The organism is Subtercola boreus, assembly GCF_006716115.1.
GTDB classification, from domain to species: Bacteria; Actinomycetota; Actinomycetes; order Actinomycetales; family Microbacteriaceae; genus Subtercola; species Subtercola boreus.
The window spans coordinates 1,554,830-1,571,118 of the sequence record NZ_VFOO01000001.1; the positions used below are offsets into that span (position 1 = coordinate 1,554,830).

Annotated in this window: 11 protein-coding genes; 4 read left to right on the forward strand and 7 right to left on the reverse strand. The window is 67.6% G+C overall.

Annotated elements, in window-relative coordinates:
• Position 1: 1 nt before the first annotated feature.
• The 4 genes from FB464_RS07275 to FB464_RS07290 all read right to left on the reverse strand — a co-directional run bounded on the left by FB464_RS07275 (position 2) and on the right by FB464_RS07290 (position 4,436).
• Positions 2 to 1,186: an LLM class flavin-dependent oxidoreductase gene (locus FB464_RS07275; RefSeq protein ID WP_116414450.1), complete on the reverse strand. Its 1,185-nt coding sequence runs from the start codon at positions 1,184 to 1,186 to the stop codon at positions 2 to 4.
• A 365-nt stretch (positions 1,187 to 1,551) separates the two neighbouring features.
• Positions 1,552 to 2,904, reverse strand: a complete 1,353-nt coding sequence (locus FB464_RS07280; protein WP_211327355.1) for a M20/M25/M40 family metallo-hydrolase — start codon at positions 2,902 to 2,904, stop codon at positions 1,552 to 1,554.
• A complete protein-coding gene (locus FB464_RS07285; RefSeq protein WP_116414449.1) occupies positions 2,901 to 3,716 on the reverse strand; it encodes a GNAT family N-acetyltransferase in 816 nt (271 codons plus the stop codon). Before FB464_RS07285 ends, FB464_RS07280 begins: the two co-directional genes overlap by 4 nt.
• 75 nt (positions 3,717 to 3,791) lie before the next feature.
• Positions 3,792 to 4,436: a hypothetical protein gene (locus FB464_RS07290; protein ID WP_142206639.1), complete on the reverse strand. Its 645-nt coding sequence runs from the start codon at positions 4,434 to 4,436 to the stop codon at positions 3,792 to 3,794.
• A gap of 260 nt (positions 4,437 to 4,696) precedes the next feature.
• On the opposite strand from FB464_RS07290, the gene FB464_RS07295 reads away from it, so the two are divergent.
• The 4 genes from FB464_RS07295 to FB464_RS19750 all read left to right on the forward strand — a co-directional run bounded on the left by FB464_RS07295 (position 4,697) and on the right by FB464_RS19750 (position 13,313).
• Positions 4,697 to 5,458: a hypothetical protein gene (locus tag FB464_RS07295; RefSeq protein WP_142206640.1), complete on the forward strand. Its 762-nt coding sequence runs from the start codon at positions 4,697 to 4,699 to the stop codon at positions 5,456 to 5,458.
• Positions 5,459 to 5,463: 5 nt separating this feature from the next.
• Positions 5,464 to 12,213 (forward strand): RHS repeat-associated core domain-containing protein, encoded by a 6,750-nt coding sequence (locus FB464_RS07300; protein ID WP_116414446.1) that lies wholly within the window; start codon positions 5,464 to 5,466, stop codon positions 12,211 to 12,213.
• Positions 12,214 to 12,594 (forward strand): hypothetical protein, encoded by a 381-nt coding sequence (locus tag FB464_RS07305; protein ID WP_116414445.1) that lies wholly within the window; start codon positions 12,214 to 12,216, stop codon positions 12,592 to 12,594. It begins immediately after the preceding gene.
• Between the two features lie 320 nt (positions 12,595 to 12,914).
• The gene (locus FB464_RS19750) at positions 12,915 to 13,313 is read left to right on the forward strand and encodes a hypothetical protein (RefSeq protein ID WP_170151896.1); all 399 of its coding nucleotides are present in this window, start codon (positions 12,915 to 12,917) and stop codon (positions 13,311 to 13,313) included.
• A 46-nt stretch (positions 13,314 to 13,359) separates the two neighbouring features.
• Here the strand turns inward: FB464_RS19750 and FB464_RS07315 are convergent, their stop codons facing one another.
• The 3 genes from FB464_RS07315 to FB464_RS07325 form a co-directional block, all read right to left on the reverse strand.
• Positions 13,360 to 13,770, reverse strand: coding sequence for an MmcQ/YjbR family DNA-binding protein (locus tag FB464_RS07315; RefSeq protein WP_116414444.1), 411 nt, complete (start codon positions 13,768 to 13,770; stop codon positions 13,360 to 13,362).
• 40 nt (positions 13,771 to 13,810) lie between these two features.
• Complete coding sequence (locus tag FB464_RS07320) at positions 13,811 to 14,749, reverse strand: LLM class F420-dependent oxidoreductase (RefSeq protein ID WP_116414443.1); 939 nt, start codon at positions 14,747 to 14,749, stop codon at positions 13,811 to 13,813.
• Positions 14,750 to 15,047: 298 nt separating this feature from the next.
• Positions 15,048 to 16,283 (reverse strand): FAD-binding domain-containing protein, encoded by a 1,236-nt coding sequence (locus FB464_RS07325; RefSeq protein WP_116414442.1) that lies wholly within the window; start codon positions 16,281 to 16,283, stop codon positions 15,048 to 15,050.
• Between the last annotated feature and the right edge of the window lie 6 nt (positions 16,284 to 16,289).

The window sequence follows — 16,289 nt, forward strand, 5'->3', positions numbered from 1 at the left end:
TCTAGCTCCGGTCGGAGGAGGAGCCGGAGCCGGATGTCGCGAGAGCATCGACCGCCGAAGCCGACGACGAATCAGCCGAAGCAACCAACGACGCGGCAGCAGCCACCTCGGCCGCATCGCGTGCGGCGACCAGCGACGCGTGGGTGGGTCCGTCGGAGATGCCGGCGGGCCGGTTCACCGAGAGCTCGCGCCGCAGCACGGGCACAACCTCCTCTCCGAGGAAGTCGAGCTGCTCGAGCACGGTCTTCAGCGGCAGTCCGGCGTGATCCATCAGGAACAGCTGGCGCTGGTAGTCGCCGAAGTGTTCGCGCATGCCGGCGTAGCGGTCGATGACCTGCTGCGGGCTGCCGACGGTGAGCGGGGTCTGCTCGGTGAAATCTTCGAGCGAGGGGCCGTGCCCGTAGACCGGCGCGTTGTCGAAGTACGGACGGAACTGATTGACAGCATCCTGCGAGTTCTTCGCCATGAACGCCTGGCCGCCGAGGCCGACGATCGCCTGCTCGGCGGTGCCGTGGCCGTAGTGCTCGAAGCGGCTGCGGTAGTACCCGATGAGCTGCATGTAGTGCTCTTTGGGCCAGAAGATGTTGTTCGCAAAGAATCCGTCGCCGTAGTAGGCAGCCTGTTCGGCGATTTCCGGCGAACGGATGCTGCCATGCCACACGAAGGGAGGCACTCCATCGAGCGGGCGCGGCGTGGACTGGAAGCCCTGCAGCGGCGTGCGGAACTTGCCCTCCCAGTTGACGTAGTCCTCGCGCCAGAGGCGGTGGAGGAGAGCGTAGTTCTCGATGGCGAGCGGGATGCCCTGGCGGATGTCCTGGCCGAACCAGGGGTACACGGGGCCGGTGTTGCCACGGCCCATCATGAGGTCGACGCGGCCGTCGGCGAGGTGCTGCAGCATCGCGTAGTCTTCCGCGATCTTCACCGGGTCGTTCGTGGTGATGAGGGTGGTGCTCGTGCTCAGCAGCAGTTTGTCGGTCTTGGCGGCAACGTAGGCAAGCGTGGTCGTGGGGCTCGACGAGAAGAAGGGCGGGTTGTGGTGCTCGCCGATGGCGAACACGTCGAGGCCGACCTCTTCGACCTTCTGTGCGATCGTGACGATGTCCTTGATGCGCGTCTGCTCGCTGGGGGTCGTCTTGGTCGTCGGGTCGGTCGTCACATCACTGACACTGAAGATTCCGAACTGCATGATGCTCTCTTTTCTATGCGCATGCATCGATACTCGAGTCAACGGGCGCGGGCGGCGTTCTATTCCCGCGTTCCCACGCCCCGTCCAGCGTATTGCGGATCGCTGTGAGCGCGCATGGTCTCGCCAGGATCATCCGATGCTCGACACATCTTTCGGCGCGTGCGACTCTCTCTTCGCCTCGTGCGCCCGCCAACCTACCCGCCATCCACCCCATCCAGAGGACGCTAAGTGCTCCATCGTCGCGGTATTCCAGCACTTTGCGTCCTCTGGATGGGGCTGCGTCGCGCGTTCGGCGCGAGACACGCGTGTCGGAGGCCAGCACCCGGGCCGGCGGTCAGCCGGGCGCGTCCCGGCGAGCTCGCCGCTCAGCCGTGGAACTCCCGCACCACGTGATCGAGCGCCGACACCGTGAGCTCGAGCGACTCGAGGTCGATGCGCTCGTTGTTGCCGTGGAACAGCTGGCGGAACGTGCCGTAGTCCCACCGCTCGCTCAGCAGCCCGAATCCGTACGCCGGAACGCCCCGGCGCCGGTAGAACCGCCCGTCGGATCCGCCGACCCCCAGCATCGGCAGCAGTTCGCCGCCCGGGTAGACCCGCCGCACCGCATTCTGGAGCGCGCCGTACAGGGGCGTATCCGTCGGCGACACCGTAGACTCGCCGAACTGGTCGCCCTCGATCACGATGTCCTCCATCAGGTCGCCGAGGGCCTCACGAAGGTAACCCTCCACGTCGGCGGGCCTGACATCCGGCAGTATCCGGATGTCGAGCACGATTCGCCCCGAACCCGGAATCACGTTCTCCTTCTCCCCCGCCTGCAGGATGTTCGGGGAGATCGTCGTGTGCGTCGAAGCGTGTGCGTACCCGGCGAGCGCCCCCACACCCGGTAGTCCCTCGAAGAAGTGCAGTGGATCGACAAGCCTCCCGTGGGTGACCCCATCGGCGGCAAGCGCGTCCACGAACTGACGCCAGAGCGGCGAGATGACGGTCGGCGCCCGGAAGGCGGCGATGCGGGTGACGGCCTCGGCCGCGATGACGGCAGCGTTGCGGGCACCGTAGGGCGCGGATCCGTGGCCCGGACGCCCCGTCACCCGCAGCACCCGGCCCGCCAGACCCTTCTCGCCGATCATCACGCTGATACTCGGCTTCGCCCCCGTCGGCGCCCCACCCGACTCGGTGAGCACACAGTCGGCGTCGATCAAGTCCAGGCGGTTCTTCGTGAGCCAGTCGACGCCGAGACCCGATCCGGCCTCCTCGTCGGCGACGGCCGCGAAGATGAGGTCGCCGCGAGGGCGGAAAGCCCCGGCAGCACCACCGGCACCGCCGGTCGCGAGCGCACGCATCACGACCGCGTACGACGCCGTCAGGTCGAGCATGTCGATCGCCCCGCGACCCCAGAGCCACCCGTCGACGATCTCCCCCGCGAACGGATCCCGCTCCCAGCCCGCCGCCTCGACGGGAACGACGTCGGTATGCCCGACCAGCGCGAGCGAAGGCGCGGACGGATCAGTGCCCTCGATCCGCACGATCAGCGAGGCCCGCCCCGGATGCGGCTCGACGACGACGCCCTCGAGCCCCGACCCCTCGAAGAAGCTCTGCAGCGTCTCGACCGCGCGCATCTCCTGGCCCGAATCCGGCGTCCCGTCGTTCACGCACGCGTTCTGGATGAGCGCCTGCAGGAGCTCCGTCGTCTGGGCCCCGAGCGACGCCTGCCCGCTCACGCCGACACGTCCTGCACGTGGGTGGGCGCGGCATCCTGCCCGGGAATCTCGGCGGAAGACTGCACGTCCCGCATGTGGGTGGGTGCGGCGTCCTGCACCGGAATCTCCGCGGAAGACTGCACGTCCCGCGCGGGGGTGGGCGCGGCATCCTGCACCGGAATCTCCGCGGAAGACTGCACGTCCCGCGCGGGGGTGGGCGCGGCATCCCGCACCGGCGACGCGGTGGGAGACTGCGACGCAGGCCCGCCCGCGGACGCAAACGGAGCCGCGTCCGTGTCGGGAGTCCCCGCCGCGCCGTCGAGACCGTACGTGTAGACGAACGCCTCCACACCCGCACCCACCCCGCCAGCGGGCGAGCGATCGACGATCCGTGTGAACCCCGACCGCTCGTAGAGCCGCTGGGCGCGCACGTTCAGCGACCCCGTGTCGAGCACGACGGCCCGCGCCCCCCAGCGCCGGGCCTCCTCGATGGATGCCGCCACCAACGCCACGCCTGCCCCCGACCCCTGGCGGTCGGGGTCGACCGACAGCAGCCGGATCTCGGCCTCGCCGGCTTCAGCGACCCGCGCAAACGGTGAATTCGCGCGCATCAGCGTCGACGACCCGACGATCTCACCCTCCGCCGTCACGGCGACAAGCAGCGCGCCCCCGGCGGCGCGGGCTCCCGCGTCGCGTTCGAACGTGTTCCGCTCGGCGCTCTTCGGCAGGTGCCCGTAGGGCCCCGCAGCGAACGCGCGCGCCGTCAGCTCGCCCACGGTTGCGTACTCGTGCGTCTCCGCGGGTCGCACCAGCAGGGTGGATGTGTCGGTCATGCTTCTGTCGCCTCGTTTCGTCACGTACCCCTCAAGGTTACGAGCAGCCCGTCGTCACCGCGCCACAGCCGCCCCTCAGGTGATCGACGGGAGAGCGAGCGCCCGTGAGTAGAGAGCCGCGTCGAGCCGGGTCTCCTCCGACACCACGAGGTAGTTGGCGTTGATCCGCTCCGCGAAGTCCCCCGCAAACGGAAGCTGCAGGATGTTCGTCAGCCCGGTCTTCCACGCCGAGACGAGCGCCGGCAGCGCCCGCCGCTCGGGACTCTCCTCCAGCGGCGTCCGGTGCCCTTGGATCGTGCGCTCGAACAGCCCGTGGTTCCAGCGGTCGAATGCCTCCTCGTCGATGCCCTCGCTCCAGAACCGGGACGGCCCGATGAGGTAGGCCGCGCCCAGGTCCGCGTCAGGAGTCGCGTCGAGCACTTCGCGCTGCCGGGCATCCATCGGCCGAACACGGCGATCCCGCACATCGAACCGCTCCCAGCTGCGCTCCCACTCGTCGCGCCAGAGGTAGTCGGCCTTCGCGAAGCCGACATCCGGCGGCAGGCGCGATGAGCCGATGACTCTGCCGGCGCCTGTACCAACCTCACCCAGCCCCACCACCGCGGGAACACCGTTCGCACCCAGCCCCCAGGCCGCCCGCACGAACAGGAGCCTCACCAGCAGGGCATCGTTCTCGTCGATCGAGATGACCATGTCACGCGGCCACGGATTGCCGGGCATCGGTTCACTCGAACGCACAGGGTCTTCTTTCTCTTGCTGCCAGACTGGCCCCGTGCCCCCATCCTCGCAACCACACAGTGCCCTCTGACCAAACGACCAACTCAACTCCAGCGAAGTTGTTGCGGTGCACTTGACGTGGCCCACTCAGTTTGCTGTCGACGTGATTATGAGATTATATCATTAATACCCTAGGGTGTCGGTCACGGTAGCGCTGGTGCTGTCGAGGGCTCATCGCGTGCCCGGAGATGGGGCCGCACAGCATGCCGAGTTTCACTGCAGTTCGGCGACGGGCGGCAGCGCTGGTGGCCGTGGCCACGCTCGTCATGCTCTGGATGATCGGCTCGCCCACTTCGTCAGCGCTGGCCGTGACGGCGACGGCTTCCGCGTCTGAGTCCGCACCGACACCCTGCCCCGCGACATCCAGTGCCGCACACTGCGACGCCGACACCGACCGCATCGCCGACCAGCTCGAACGCCAGCTCTGCGGCACCGCCACCTGCGCGACGGGCGCCGAGGACTCCGACGGCGACGGCATCCCCGACTGGGTCGAAGTGACCGCCTGCGGAACCATCACCTGCGCCGACCCCACCGCCGATGCGGATGGCAACGGAATCCCCGACTACATCTCCGAGGTCATCTGCGGGTCGAAGACCTGCACCGACGGCCTCGAAACGCTGAATCCACACGGCGTTCCCCAGTGGATCTCCGTGCTCATCTGCGGCGACACCACCTGCGCGACGGGCACCGAAGACCTGAACGGCGACGGGATTCCGGATGCCCAGCAGCTGCTGAAGCGTTACCTCGACCTGAAGGCGGCCCGCGAGGCGGCGGAAGCGGCGCGGCTCCGCGCTCTGGCGCACACCGGGCTGACGGTGGTGCTCCCGATCGGCGCCGGGCTGGGCGTCGCGGCGGGCGGGATGGCGCTGCTGCTTGCGTGGCGGCGGCGGCGCCTGGCCGACCAGGGCGACCAGAGCGACCACGCAGACGAACTCACCCGACCGTTCACCGAAGCCGGGGAGTAGCCACGATGGCACCGACACCGAATGTCTCCACGAACCGCCGACGCAGCATCCACAGCCGCGTGCGCACAACCGGCCTCGGCCTGCTGACCGTGCTCGCCCTCGTGCTGACGGGCGCGCTCACGCCGGCCGAGGCATCTGCTTCCGAACGCGCTCGGACTCTCGCCACAGCGACCCTCGCCGAGGTGATCGCGGCGGCTGCGGGCACCAACACCGATCCGGGCCAGCCCGACTCCGCGCCGGCCGACGAGGAGGTCGCATCGGCGACACTGCGCGCGGGCGACGGCACCACCGTCACGGCCGACGCGGTCGACACCGCCGTCACGTTCGGTGGAAAGAAGTCCGACGCTGAGCTGTCGGTCACCGTCTCACGGATGCCCGGCGGCACGGCCGCGAGCGCAGCCTCCGAGACGGCGGGAGTGGTCGCGTCGGCACCCGTGCGAGTCACCGCACACGACGACGCCGGCGCCGAGGTCACGTCGATCGAAGCCGAGGTGACGAAGGAGCCCACCTCGGCATCCGCCCACCCGCAGGGGCGGGTCGTGACCAGGCGCGACGTGAGCGGCCCTGCCCTCTCCGACCCACCGACCGCAGCCGCCACCGCGCCGATCGCACCCGCCAGCGCCTCGGAACTAGTGAGTGCCTCCGCGCCGGTGGGTGCGGCCGAGCCGAGCCGGCGGTCGAACGATCCTGACGCGAGGTCGAAGTCGCTCGATGCGGGTACACCAGCCACCATCGCCCCCGGCACCAACCCTGCCGACACCGACGCCGCCGGCCCGCAGGGCGTCACGCACGTGAGCCCCGGCGTCACCATCGCGATGGGCGTCGACCCTGACGCCGCAGCGAAACTCGACCCCGCCTCGCTGCAGATCTTCACCCGCGAGAACGCCGGCGACCCGTGGATCCCCCTCGCCTCCCACTATGACGCTGCCACCCAGACCGTCATCGGCGAATCCGGACACCTCTCCCAGTTCGTCGTCATCGGCAAGCCGTACATCGCTCCCGTTGGCCCGGTCATCGTGCTCGACCCCGACGACGGAGTCGCGCACACCAGCAGCCCGGCGAAGGTCGACTCCGAGCTGCCGTACAACATCGCACTGGCGAACGGGGTGAAGACGCTGCTGCAGAACGCCTGCCTCGCGACCGTGAAGCTGACCCGCGAAGACCCCGGCACTCCCGTCGTCGACGCCCAGACACGTGCAGATTTCGCCGCGGCCCAGAACCCCGCCCTGACGGCGACCCTCGCATTCGACGCGCCCGTCGGGCACGCCTGGGGCGTCACGCCGACCTCCGGCGGCTCCAAGGTCTTCAGCAACGGCCTCGCCGACTCCGACGCGGTCGGCGACTACCTCAACAACACCCTGCCGATGTACACGACCCGCCCGTCGGCGAGCTGGGCACCCATCCCGGCCCAGAACATCCCGCAGAAGGAGTTCGACCCGAACCCCGGCACGTACATCCACCTCGAGGCCCTGAACCTCGACAACAACTACGACTGGCCCATTGTCGACCAGCACATGGATGAGGTCGCCGCCGGCGTCGCCGACGCATTCCGCCAGTATCTGGTCTCGAAGGGATACAACTGCCTCTCCCCCGCCGCAGCCGGATTCCCGAGCCCGCCGACTGCCGCCGAGAGGGCCGCCTGGTCGGATCTCGGCAAGCAGAACTACCAGCTGTACGGCTCAGAGCCCGTTTCCTTCTCGACCGGCAACCTTCTCGAAGAGGAGCCGCTCTTCACGCTGCCCGGCAACGGCGGCGAAAGCCTCGACCTCGGCTTGACCTACAACTCCCAGGATGGCCGGCTCACCCGCAGCGGAGCCGGCTGGTCCCTCGGCGTCGGCGCCCACGCACAGGTCTTCAACGATGCATCCGTCATGATCGTGCGGGGCGACGGCGCCTCGTACACGTTCACTCCGAACAAGGCCGGCGGCTACGACGGCGACCCCTCGAAGCACCAGACCCTCACGAACACCGCGGGCCGCCTCACGCTCACGAGCGCTGACGGCCAGACGTGGATCTTCGACGCCACCGACCCCGAGGGCATCGGCGAACTCTCCTCGTACCGCGACCTCGCGGGCAACGGCTACGACGTGGCCCACGGCACCCCGAGCCCGACGGCGCAGTTCCTGCCCATCACAACGATCATCGACACCAGTGGGCAGATCATCCGTGCCGCCAGCGACGCCGAGGGCCGCATCACCTCGCTCACCGCTCCGGATGCCCGTTCCTGGGGTTTTGCGTACGACGCCGCCGGCAACCTCACCGGCATCACGTACCCCGGCAGCGGGGGGCCCGGCACATCGCCCCGCACCTTCACTTACGACGCCGCCCACCGTCTCCTCACCGCGACGGATCCACTCGGCGTCACCTACCTGCGCAACACCTACGACGCCGAGGGGCGCGTCGTGAAGCAGCTCGACGCGCAGAACAACACCCGCACCTTCGCCTACGCCGCCACTCCCGGCGGAGGCACGACCACCTACACCGACAACGAGGGCCGTGCGAGCGTCTTCGCTTTCGACGCCGCGCACCGTGTCACCTCCGTCACCGACGCCGAGGGCGGCACAAAACGGTACGCCTACGACGCCGCCAACAACGTCACCGCCTACACCGACGAGGCCGGCAACCGGTACGCGTACACCTACGACGCGAGCGGAAACGTCACGAAGATCGTGGCTCCGGATGCCGCCACCACCCAGTACACATACACCCCGACCGATCGCGTAGCGAGTGTCACCGACCAGGGCGGCGCGGGCGGATCGGCGCGAACCACGACCTACGACGTCGACCCGCGCGGCGAGGTGACGGGCATCCATCTCCCCGACGGATTCACCGTCTCGAACACATACGACGCCGCGGGCAACCTCCTCTCCACCACAGCCCCCGGCGGCCAGAAGACGCAGTACGCCTACGACGGGCACGGGCACCTGACGAGGGTGACGGATCCGAACATCCACTCGACCAGCTACGCCTATAACGGCACCGGCCAGGTCGCGAGTTCGACCGACCCGCTCGGGGCGACCACCTCATATCGCTACGACGGCGCCGGCAACCTTGCCGCAGTGACCGACCCGGTCGGCGGCGTCACCGCCTACACCTACGACGGCAACGGTCACGTGTTCACGTCGACCGATCCGGCGGGCGCGGTCACCTCGTACAGCTGGGACGCGCTGTTCCGCCTGGCGACCGTCACCGCTCCCGGCGGCGGAACGACGACCTACTCATACAACCGCGAAGACGCCCTCGTCGGCACCACAAACCCCGTCGGCGCGAAGACCGCCTTCACCCTCGACCGCCTGGATCGCGCAACCGCCGTGACCGACCCGAACGGCGGCATGTGGAAGCGCGCGTACGACCCGCTCGGCCAGGTCACGCAGGCGACGGACCCTCGCGGCGCCGCGACGACGCAGACCTTCGACGGCCTGGGCCGCGTCACCGCCAGCACCGACCCGCTCGGCAATACGTCCCGCACCTCCTACGACCCCCTCGGCCGTGTCACCGCGCGCACCGACCCCGCGGGCAACACGACCTCCTACGCCTACGACCTGCTCGGCCGCAGCACGGCGATCACGAACCCGGCCGGCGACCGAACCACCTTCCGTTACGACGCTGCCGGCAACGTCTCCTCCACGACCGACCCCGCCGGGCGCACGACCAGGTTCTCGTACGACGCGGCCGGAAACATCCGCACCGCGACCGACCCCACCGGTGCGACCGTCACCTACGCCTACGACGCCGCCGACCACCTCACCTCGGCGACCGACGCTCTCGGACGCACCTCGACCGCCCGCTACGACCCCCGCGGACTCGTCACCGCCGCCACGAACCCCCTCGGCGCCGCCACCTCCTACAGTTACGACGCGGATGCCCGATCGGTGGCCGTGACGGATCCGAACGGCCACACCCAGACCCGCGCCTACACTCCCGCCGGCACCGTCGCTTCCGCCGCGGACGCCCTCGGCAACACCACCCGCTACGGCTACGACGCGGCCGGACGCCAGACCACCCTGACCGACCCGCTCGGCGTCGTCACCCACTACGGCTACGACCCCGCAGGCCAGCTGACGAGCGTCGTCGAGAACGCGACATCCGACCCCGTCTCGACCGCCACTGCGAACGTCACCTCCCGCTACCGCTACGACGCCGTCGGCAACCTCGCCTCGTCGTCGGACCCGAACGGCCACGCCACCACCTTCACCTATGACCCGAACAGCCGCCCCCTCACCGAGACGAACGCGGCCGGCAACACCTGGCGCTACGCCTACGACAACCTGGGCGAGCTCACCTCGGCGACGGATGCCGCGGGCCGCACCACGCTCAACACCTACGACTCGCTCGGCAACCTGCAGAAGACCTCGTACGCCGACGGATCTTCAACCTCGTTCGCGTACGACAAGGCCAACCAACCGATCGCGATGACCGACGCCCTGGGCGTCACCGGCTGGACGTACGACCCCGCCGGCCGCGTGTTGTCGCAGATCGACGCGTCCGGAGCGCGAGTCGGGTACACCTATGACGCATCGGGCGGGCTCACCGACCTGACGCTCCCCACCGGCGACCACATCGGCTACACCTACGACAAGGCAGGTCGCCCGCTCGCGCAGAGTTCACCGTGGGGATCACTCTCTTACGGCTGGGATGCGGCGGGCAACCTCGCCTCGGAATCCCGCAGCACCGGCCTCACCACGACCTGCGCCTACGACGCCGCGAACCGGGTGACGGGCATCCGGAACCAACTGCCCGCACCCGGGCCACCCTCGCCGCCCGCGCCTGCACCGGCCCCAGCGCCCGCGCCCGCATCGCCCGGCAGCGGTGGCCCCACCGGCCTCGACCCCTCGGACTACCTCAGCCACCACACCACCCCCACACCCCCGAACCCGGTCGCCGACGGCGGCACCCTCTCGTTCGCCTACGCCTACGACGCGAACAGGGACGTCACCTCCGCCACCCGCACCCTCGCGGCCGGACTCTCCACCACCGCAACCCCCGCCCAGCAGCAGTCCGTCACAAAGCAGGACAGCTACGACCCCCTCGGCCGCCTCACCGGCTCGACCTCCACCGACGGCGCCACGGCCCGGTACGGCTACGACGCCGCCGGAAACCGCACCTCCGCGGCATCCACACCCCCGGCCATCCCAGCCTCCGGCACCGGCGTGCCCGCCCCCGCCCTCTCGCAGACCGCCACCTTCAACGCCCTGAACCAGCTCACCGCCACCACCGGCTCCACCCCCTCGAGCTACACCTACGACGCGAACGGCCAGCGCACCGCCTCCACCACCTCCGGCGTCACCACCGCCTACACCTGGTCAGACGCTGGCCGCATGACCGGCACCACCCGTGACGGACGCCAGACCTCCTACGCCTACGACGGCCTCGGCCGCCAGCAGTCCGCCACCGACAACACTCCCCTCGGCACCCAGACCACCACCTCCGTCTGGTCGGGCACCTCGATCGTGCAGCAGACCAACCCCGCCTCAGGCACCACCTCGCAGGTTCTGGATGCCCGTGGCAGCATCGCCGTGCAAGCCTCCACCCTGCAGACCGCCGACACCGGCACCCGCTGGAACCTCCTCGACCGCCTCGGCTCGGTCGCCGCCCAGGCCGTCGGCGGATCCGTCACCCAGCTCGCCGCCTACGACGACTTCGGTACGGCCTCCTTCGAGACCTCAGGTTGGAACGCAGTCGCAGGGTTCGGCGGCCAGCCCGCCGACCCCACCTCGGGTCTCTCCTCATACTTCTCACGCCAGTACGACCCCTCAACCGGCAGCTGGCTCTCTCCCGATGCCGCCCGCGGCCTCCTCACCGACCCCCAATCGCTCCACCGCTACGCCTTCGTCACCAACAACCCCGCCACCATGGCCGACCAACTCGGCTTCCGTCCCTACAACCCCACCGGCATCGTCTCGGTCACCGGCGTGCAGCAGAGCGGCGCCGGCAACTACTCGTCCAGCGGCTACCCGTCCTACGCGCCAGCTCGCAACGAGGCAGTCCTGAACACGGGCAACCGCGTCACCGTCAGTTCGGCCGTTGCATCCGCCCTCTCGAGGTCGCTCTACGGAAGCGGCACGAAGGATGCTGCTGGTTGCGGTTTCACCTACAACCCCTGCGCCTCGACGGTCTACCTGCAGAACCGCCACACCAACGACCCGAAGGCGCAGCCCGCAGCCTCGCCGAAGGCATACCAATGGAAGGCCGTGGTCAGTTCTGACCCCGTCCAGTGGGCCATCAACGATGCCATCGCCCAGCAACTCGCGGCTAAAAATTTGGCTAACCAGCCGGACTGGGTCAAGTCGCTGTTCGGAGCGAATCAGTCGTTCGCCAACGCCATGAGGTCCGGGCTCTCTCTTATTCTCGCTGGCTATGCCTCAGCCGCCACCTTTGGCTCTTCCGCCACAAGTGGAGTCTTCTCTGCCTCGCCGAGGTTCACGACTTCGTCAGTTGGAGTGACGACTGACGCCCTGGGCTCAGTCCCGAGTGCGATTGTGCTAGGACGGTTTCCCGCATACGTCGAGGCCGCTGGCTCAACTGGAGCCAAGGCGTTCAACCTCGGAGACGCTTGGGAGGGAATGAGCGCTAACGAGATCGCGCTCCGAAATTATTCATTTCTGGATAAGGCTGTTGCCTCAGGAGACCGCATATACCTGGCTTCAAACCCGGGCGCGGAAGGCTTCGAGGGCAGTTATTTCGCCGATGAGATCAGCTACCTCGAAAGGCTCGGTTATCGTGTCAGTGCTGACCGAACTGAGATGGTGCACTAAATGGAAGACAAAGCTCCGGCTGCGCTGCACCAATTCGAAACGTGGATCAAGGAAGCGGGCGGCGCGCTCAACCTCGTCGCGAGTGACGGAGGTCATTCCCTCTACGTCGGATCACTTGGAGGGGCCAACATTGAGCTTCAGCGTGAATACAACCGCTGGTTGCTCACTATGGCGATCGGTGATTGTGTGCAGCGTCCGATTCGATATTGGGAGCAGGCCTCAGTCGGCGACATAACCCTTCCTTCCCCTACGCCCATCGAACACGACGTCGCGTTCCTGACCTCAAGTATCGGGCAACTCATTCGCGACCAACCGAAGCTGAAGCCAGCGCTCGACGCCTTGGGCGACCTCTATCGCGCAAGAGTGCTCGGACGTGGCTAGTGCGGGCCTTCGTTGATCGGGCGATGCTTCGGACCCCAGCTTCACGACCCCACCTAGCAACCGAGTGAGCAATTGAACCTCGCACGATTGGAACAGATACTCCAAAGGGAGTTTCGCCCCGAAACCTACAGCCTTCAGGGTGGACTACCCAGCGAGATGATGTGCATCGAGGACGTTACTCGAGTTGGGCCGTCTATTACTCCGAGCGGGGAAGGCGGACCGGAGAAGTGACCTTCCGGACTGAATATGAGGCATGCGAATACATGTTGGATTTCATGAGAGAACGTCCCTACTTTCGTAGACTGTTCACTCGAGCTTTCATGGATCTTTCCGGCGCTCCGGACGCGATCTGCGCTGCGGTCGCCTTCCTCGAAGGTCGCGGTCTGTCATGGCGCAAAGCCACTTTCTTGACAACGACCGACCAACAGGGCATTCTCGGCGGCCAGTCAGACCTAGTCGTTGTCATCACCGCCGATCGCGGGCAATGGTCGTTGCTGGTAGGTGACACCGAAGTCCAGTTCGACATGGATGTGTGGCATTCCGTTCTCGATGACACGCATATGGAACCGAATGGGCGGCCACTGGGCGAGCAGGTTGCGTATCTTCGCGCCAACTTCCCGAAGATCGAGACAAGCCTCTTCGGCTCTCGAACAACAGGCTTACTGCGGACGGCTCGACTGGAGCGTGCCCGACTCGTCTTCGGGCCGGAGTTCCTTTAACCGACCGGCCCACCAGCTTGACCAGCGGAGCAACCCTCCGCGCGATTCACCGGCCGCTGAAGTACTCCGCCACCAATTTCGCGGGCGCCTTCGCGGCCCACGCCTCCGTCACGATCTCGACCAGGCGTTCGCGCTCGATCTCACCGAGCCGGCTCTGCTGCACCAGCACGGCGTTGTATCCCGTGAAGTGCTCGATCGTGAAGAACGGCAGCGAAGCATCCTGAACCAGCGCACGCTTGCTTTCTTCATCCGCGACAGAGATGACCAGAAGGTCGGTGTACGGCTCGCCGCTTGCCAGATCGATGGCCGTCTTCCCCGGAGCCCGGTAAAGCAGAAAGCCCTTGCCCTTCGGCCCCCGCGGCACCTTGTACGTCGGCCGGTCGCCCCACGAGATTCCGAGCTCGACCTCGGGCAGACTCTCGCAGATCAGTGCAATGTCGGTGGGAGTCGCCTTCACCGCGCCCTCCGGCCCAGCGCCCGCTGCCAAAAACCCCGCCCTACGCCCGAACCAACGGGGCCAACGCTGAACCCAACGCCGTCACCACACCGGGCACATGGCCATTGAGCGGCGCATTCAGAACGACACCGTCGACCCCAGCATCCAGAATCTCGCTCTTCACCCGCTCGGCAATCGTGTCTGCCGTGCCGATGAATGCACGGCTGCGCCGTTCCTCGGGCAGCGCCTGCAGAATCGCATCCGCCTCCGCCTGCGTTTCGACGACCCCCGCACTGGCGAGGTAGCTCGTCTTCAGCGTCGCCGGGTCGCGGTCGATCTCCTCGCAACGCTGCTTCAGAACCTCCAGCTTGTGCGGTAGGTCTTCGAGCGCGCAGATGATGTTCATGTGATCGGCGTACCTGGCCGCCAGCCGGAACGTCTTCTTCTCGCCCTGCCCGCCCAGCATGATCGGAACAATCTCGCGATACCGCGGCACATTCATCGCCCCGTGCGCCCGGTACCACTTGCCGGTCACCTCAGGCCGCTCGTCACGCAGCATGGGGTGGATGATCTGCAGAGCCTCATCCAGCTTCTCGAACCGCTCTGTGAACGTGTCGAAATCGAACCCGAGCTGGTCGTGCTCGAGCTCGAACCAGCCCGCTCCCAAGCCGAGAATCGCGCGCCCGTGACTGATGACATCCAGCGTCGTGACCGTCTTCGCGAGCAATGCCGGGTTGCGGTACGTGTTGCCGGTCACGAGCGCCGAGAGTTTGATGCTGCTGGTCGCCATCGCGAGCGCCGCCAGCGTCGAGTATGCCTCCAGCATCGGCTGGTCGGGCGTGCCGATGCCGGGCAACTGGTAGAAGTGGTCCATCACGAGAACCGTGTCGAACCCGCTCGCCTCCGCCTCGCGCGCCTGGGCGACCACGGTGTCGAACAGCGACTCGACGCCGCCCGGGTAACTGAAGTTGGGAATCTGGTAGCCGAGCGAAATCGTCATGTCGCTTACGCTACGCCTCTCGCCCCGATCCGTACATGAGCACATACGAAGGCAGGAAGGCGCGCGCATCCCGACCCATCAGCCCATGCGCTGCAGCGTCGGCGCCACTTTCGGATTGTCGCGAAAGACGTCCCGGAGGTTGCTTGCCAGACGGTCATCGCAGGCGACGACGGGGTCACCGTCGGACTCGAATCCGACTACACCGTCACCACCGAGGTCGCCCCCAGGGCGTCATCCACGTCATCTTCCGGCGCTGGGGTGCTCTGCAACTCCGTCGACGGCGCACGCCTGACGGTCGTCAGAGACCCTGTTGCGCCAGCAACTTCGGAATACGTTCCCGAAAAGGAAAGAACCCGCGCGATGCGTGCGGCCACGCCAGCGTGTCCCACCGCCGCTGAGGCGTCGTCAGCGTGACCCCCTCCGAAGCGACGACCGCCCGAAGAGTGTCGATCCGCTCGCGAACCGGCCCGACGGGAGCGAACGGCACCACAATCGAATCCACCTTCTCCGAAGCCGCCCACTCGAGAACCGTCGAAGAGAACGTGTCGGCCAGAACGCGTGGCTGCTCGCGCGGTACGGGCGACTGGGCTCGCCCCACCCCATCGAGGAGGGCCGACCGGGTGAACTCGCGCACGACCTCTGACGCACCCAACGGCGACCGGTCGTCGGCTCGGGCGAAGCCGGCCACAGCCACGGGCACGGTGACCGGCGTCGAGGCATGGCCGCTGGCGCCGACCAACGGATGCTCAGCCAGCAGACTCGGCCCATCCAGATCTTCCTCGTGTAGAAGCAACCCCCACTGTCGCCCGCCGGGACTCGGCTCCGGCGGTGCGAGAGCCGAGCGCGCCGGCAGCGGATCCTCCACCAGAGCTCGTGCCGTCGTAGCCAGCCCTTCCGGCGAGAATCGGCCCTCGGTGAACCGTGAAATGTTCGACTGGGACGCGAGATACGTCTTGCCGACTGTCTGGAGCCCGGCCACCCACCGCCATGACAGCGTGTTCGACGCGGCATCCCCATCGAGCAGATGCCGGTAGAAAAAGTCGGCGCCCAGCTGCCACGGCAGGCCCAGCGTGAAGATCCAGATGCTAGCGAACCACATGCGCGTGTGGTTGTGCAGGTAGCCAGTCTCGATGAGTTCGCGCGCCCAGGCATCCATCGCGTCGATTCCGCTGTGCCCGGTGACGGCATCACGATACGCCGTGCTCTCGGTCTCGCCGGCTTGCGCGAGTTCGTCGACATCACGGCGGTAGCGCATCCACACCTCGGGATTCTGTTCGAGCCAGCCCTTCCAGTAGTTGCGCCACATCACCTCCTGCACGAACTTCTCGCACGACGAGAGTCGGTGCTGCTCGAGCACGGCGGCAACGACCTCGCGCTCGGTCAGAAGCCGGTGCCGAAGATACGGCGAGAGCGACGAGACGTTGTCGCGACCCGGTCCCGCGTCGATGTTCCTGTCGCGCGCGTACTGCGACCCTGCGCGGGGAATGAAATCGGCGAGGGCTTCGAGCGCGGCCGCGCGCGTGGGGGTGAACACCTCTTC

What these genes read in the sequence shown, in the direction of transcription:
- FB464_RS07275 (WP_116414450.1), bottom strand. Translation starts at nt 1,186, where the DNA reads ATGCAGTTCGGAATCTTCAGTGTCAGTGATGTGACGACCGACCCGACG.
- FB464_RS07285 (WP_116414449.1), bottom strand. Translation starts at nt 3,716, where the DNA reads ATGACCGACACATCCACCCTGCTGGTGCGACCCGCGGAGACGCACGAG.
- FB464_RS07290 (WP_142206639.1), bottom strand. Translation starts at nt 4,436, where the DNA reads ATGCCCGGCAATCCGTGGCCGCGTGACATGGTCATCTCGATCGACGAG.
- FB464_RS07295 (WP_142206640.1), top strand. Translation starts at nt 4,697, where the DNA reads ATGCCGAGTTTCACTGCAGTTCGGCGACGGGCGGCAGCGCTGGTGGCC.
- FB464_RS07300 (WP_116414446.1), top strand. Translation starts at nt 5,464, where the DNA reads ATGGCACCGACACCGAATGTCTCCACGAACCGCCGACGCAGCATCCAC.
- FB464_RS07305 (WP_116414445.1), top strand. Translation starts at nt 12,214, where the DNA reads ATGGAAGACAAAGCTCCGGCTGCGCTGCACCAATTCGAAACGTGGATC.
- FB464_RS19750 (WP_170151896.1), top strand. Translation starts at nt 12,915, where the DNA reads ATGGATCTTTCCGGCGCTCCGGACGCGATCTGCGCTGCGGTCGCCTTC.
- FB464_RS07320 (WP_116414443.1), bottom strand. Translation starts at nt 14,749, where the DNA reads ATGACGATTTCGCTCGGCTACCAGATTCCCAACTTCAGTTACCCGGGC.